The 4,011-nt window shown below is 45.5% G+C and carries 5 protein-coding genes; all 5 read right to left on the bottom strand.

Translation table 11 applies throughout. The features are described 5' to 3' along the window. Positions 1 to 253: hypothetical protein (locus ACFFUV_RS23170; protein WP_390198246.1), on the bottom strand; the 253-nt coding region annotated here is incomplete at its 3' end. 87 nt (positions 254 to 340) lie between these two features. Beyond that, positions 341 to 1,390, bottom strand: coding sequence for a hypothetical protein (locus ACFFUV_RS23165; RefSeq protein WP_390198244.1), 1,050 nt, complete (start codon positions 1,388 to 1,390; stop codon positions 341 to 343). Between the two features lie 10 nt (positions 1,391 to 1,400). Continuing rightward, entirely contained in the window at positions 1,401 to 2,927 is a 1,527-nt protein-coding gene (locus tag ACFFUV_RS23160) for a hypothetical protein (RefSeq protein ID WP_390198242.1), read from the bottom strand. Between the two features lie 57 nt (positions 2,928 to 2,984). Then, positions 2,985 to 3,314: a hypothetical protein gene (locus ACFFUV_RS23155; protein ID WP_390198239.1), complete on the bottom strand. Its 330-nt coding sequence runs from the start codon at positions 3,312 to 3,314 to the stop codon at positions 2,985 to 2,987. A gap of 237 nt (positions 3,315 to 3,551) precedes the next feature. Beyond that, a complete protein-coding gene (locus ACFFUV_RS23150; RefSeq protein ID WP_446697923.1) occupies positions 3,552 to 3,902 on the bottom strand; it encodes a DUF7841 family protein in 351 nt (116 codons plus the stop codon). Between the last annotated feature and the right edge of the window lie 109 nt (positions 3,903 to 4,011).

Below are 4,011 nucleotides of genomic sequence, written 5' to 3'. Positions count from 1 at the left end.
TAGACTTACCGGTGATGGTAACATTACCACCTGTCTTTTGTACGGAAGCGTTAGGGCTGTCTGATCTTACCACCTCAGCAGCCGCTGCCTGATTAACTACCAACGCCTTCTTAGCCCCGCCGTTCGTGGTGACCGTAAGGTTGATAGTGCGTTGAAGACGACCGGTGTGTTTCTCACCGGAGAAATTAACCGCCTGATCTCCTGATCCTGATACCGGGTCGACGGTTACGAAACCAAATTTTTGTGAAGCCATAATCTATTTATTTATAAATGTCATTTTATTATGCCAAAAATAACTTGTATCATATCACAAGCCAAATATAGGGGGGGGTAGATACGACTAGCCCTGTACAACCTCAACATACAACCCTACTAAGTCCTTTAAATTATGACTAAGAGGAGTTCCACTATCCCTTGTGCATTTATACACGTCAGCGTTCTGAATGTAATATTTATCCTTAAATATCTCCATAGGAGGGAAATAAGGGATAGGATCACCTATAGTCCCGGCATGCTCCTTGTCAACAACCTTATATAAGGAGGCCGTACTGAGTCCAGGCTCCCATTCTGACGATAACGTATGAGGCTGGATAACCTCGTAAAGGATATCCGTATCCTCCTTAACTACCCTAAGACAAAATCCGGTATCCACGGATAGCCCGAACTCCGCTCCTTTTTGTCCCCATGTAGGAAATAGGACCTTAACATCCAATTTCTCGTTGGATGATAAGGATAAAGATTTGTCATTAACCAACATCCTAGAAAACTCGACAGCTACTTTTTGAGGATCGAGAGCATCCTTCTCCTTCGCCTGTTGCTGGATGTACGCCGTGGTAACACTTACCTTATCAGGATAGCCGGACTGAACATCGACAGCTCTCACCTGTTCTACGGTAGTGGCTATACTGATCTGCTTTTGCTTGTCCCCTAACGCCGTTGTCAGATCGTTATCGTACTTATCCATCATCCCGATCAAGATCTTGCCTTCCGTCATATCGAACTCCAGACCCATAATCGTTATCTTACCGACTATAGCCCCATCAGCCAAAGCGCTACGTCTGTCATATTCAGGAATATAAATATCTTGATCATCCAAGAAAAACTCATGGAGATTTTCAGTCTCATAAGATCTCAGCTCCTCATATTTAGCCGATTTCTCCTCGTTAAGAATCCTCGACTCATCTAGCCTAGCTTCAATGATCTCCTTAACCGTGGCTTTAGGATTAGCTTCCTTGAACGCCAATTGCTCCTCTCCCAGCTCTATCCATGGAATCGGATTGCCATTAATATAATCATCATAGCTATTACCCTTAGCGTAATTATCATCAAGAGGTTCGTCTAAAACCAACATATTGGGATATATTTCCCTGTTTATATATGTATATGCCATAATCTATTCTTTAATCTTGTTCTTTAACGGCGATGCTATACTTGCCTGAAGCGTAACACCAGATATTTATCTCGAAAGGCTTGTTAGCTGTAGTGGTTATAGAAGTACCACTCATGCTTACATAAGCTCCTGAATTTGGTATGGCTTGAGTAAAGGCCGCAGACGGGACACACCTGATCATCAGCTCCTCTCCTATCTGCATACCTGACGCCACGGATAGGGTGGTAGCCGCTGATAGCGTGGCCGTGATACTTCTCTTGGTGATAGGCAGGTCGGCTAATGTCGTGACCGTATTAACTCCTATAAGCCTGTTCACGGTCTTCTTATCGGCGGCCGCCATCAATCCATTAGTGGATTCGTTGGCCACGGCATATGTCGTGTTAGGAGGGGTAGCCCATGTACCATCTCCACGCATAAAATTAGAGGTGCTACCATTAAGCTGTCTCAATAAGCCGTTGGCGGAAGTGGAGGCCAACCCGTACGTGGTATCGGTAGGCACGACCCATGTTCCATCGCCACGAAGATACTTATCTTGCGCTCCAGCGGCAGGAGCGGGAACCAAACCGGCCTTTCCCGCAGCCGAGGAGGTCGCCGCCCCCATATTGGAATATGTGGTGTTGGTGTCCGTCCACGGAACGTTCACGTACATCTTGCCGCTACCGTCAAGAACAACGGGATAGTTCTTGCCATTGGCAGAGTATCCGATCTTAACAAGACCCAGATTATCGCTCGTGGCTTGGGTGTAAGTCGTGTTATTGTCAGTCCAAGGGACATTCACATACATCTTACCATTAGCATCCAAGGATACGGCATAGTTCTTCCCACTAGAGGTATAACCGATCTTAACCAATCCTAAAGTGTCAGCCGTGGCCTGATTATAGGTCGTATTATTATCTGTCCATGGAACATTAACAAAAGCGTTACCAGAAGCGTCAACCTGTAACTTATAGTTCTTGCCAGAAGTCGTGTATCCTACCTTTACGCCACCTAAGGTGGAGGCCGCCGCCGTAGGTGGAGCGAAGGTGCTAGGTTTGCCGGTCACTCCAGACCATGGCACAGATGACGCCGAACTTGCCGTATAAGGCTCGTAACCATCCTCGGTATTCAACTTACTATCATCCTTGACCAGATACATCTTATTCGTGGCCGTTACCTTAACCGTGTCCCCGACCTGAGCCGTGGCTGTAGTAAGTTTAAACCTTGCCGTATCATCAGCAACCACGACCATTCTCTCTAAGGCTGCTTTAGGCAACCTGTCTATATTAATGGTACCGGACGTGATCTTAGAGGCGTCGAAATTCGACAATGTCGTGGAGATAGTAACATTACTTCCAAAGTCCGATGAGACACTACCGCTAACAGCCCCGGACAGCACTATAGTCCTAGCTGCCTGTAATTTTGTGGCGGTAGGAGCGTTATCCGTCTTAAGAGCGTATTTGGAAAGATCAATATCATTAGCCTTATCCAAAAGCTGCTCTATCTGCTTGCCATTATATTTACCTTGAAAATCTTCCATATCATAATTATTTTTGCTCAAATATAGCTATATACATACACACCAAGAAATATAGGGGGGGGGGAGATACGGGTAGTGTTATAAACCACCATCCCCGTGCAGGAATCCGCTACGGAATATAATAGCCTTGTCTTTAAGTTTCTGGACAGACTCCCATTCCCATTCACCTTCACAAGGCTTAATGACATACTTATTCCCCCATGTCTTAAATTTCCTCTCTATAACGAACATCTCCGGATCATTAAGGACATGGAAGATACTTCCTACCGGGAAATACTTATCCGTCCTTAATATAACACGATGATGCTTCTCGTCATATTCAGGGTCACCCACGATACGAGCCTTATAAAACTGAAAATCATTTAACGTCCGATCCACAGGTTCTATCCAATAATACCCCTTACCCATTGCTATTCACGTTTATTTATCTATATTTGCGGTGTAGTAGTAACTCATAATGTTTTAAGTGATTTTCAACCAAGGGGAAGGGTGTCCGTGAGGATATCCTTTTTTTCATTCCCGCCCGCCCTACCTATGAACAAAAAGACCTACTCCTGACAAATGTAACGATAATAAGATACTTGACAAAAAAAGAAACCCCATCGGTATTCTATCGCCGACAGGGTTCTCCAACGTTGTATCAAATCATATCATCTCACTCCATTTGATTGTGTCACCGACGAAGCACCGCACCGCCAGATACCTTACAAACGCCGCCCCTTCAGGGGCGTCAGGGTCTTCCAGATAAGCCAAGACAGCCTTGACTATTTTCTGGTCGCAGTCCAATACCTTAGGAAAGTAGTCGCTATAGAATATAGCGAACAGATATTGGACATCTCCCCAAGTGGCGTTATCAGGTTTCTTGGCCCCGCATTTATCGAACATCTGCTTAGCATCCTCCATCGTCCATCTTCTCTTGGATCCGTCGGCGTTAAGCATCTTATCGGCGGCCTCCCTAGCCAACTCCTTGGAAAAGTGATATCCATGGGTGTCTATATACCGCTTATAATCCGGGTCATCAGCGTCTGCTCCTCAGTAGTAACGACTTCTCCTACCTCTACGCATATAAGGTTCCGTACCATCGTACTCGTCACGGATGTCACGC

The organism is Vibrio olivae, from assembly GCF_042428525.1.
Lineage (GTDB): Bacteria > Pseudomonadota > Gammaproteobacteria > Enterobacterales > Vibrionaceae > Vibrio > Vibrio olivae.
Note: the sequence above shows the minus strand (reverse complement) of the source record. Positions and strands in the feature narration are given on the sequence as shown.

Bases quoted from the DNA above. Each gene is read 5' to 3' on its own strand.
- ACFFUV_RS23165 (WP_390198244.1), bottom strand. From the start codon at position 1,390: ATGGCATATACATATATAAACAGGGAAATATATCCCAATATGTTGGTT.
- ACFFUV_RS23155 (WP_390198239.1), bottom strand. From the start codon at position 3,314: ATGGGTAAGGGGTATTATTGGATAGAACCTGTGGATCGGACGTTAAAT.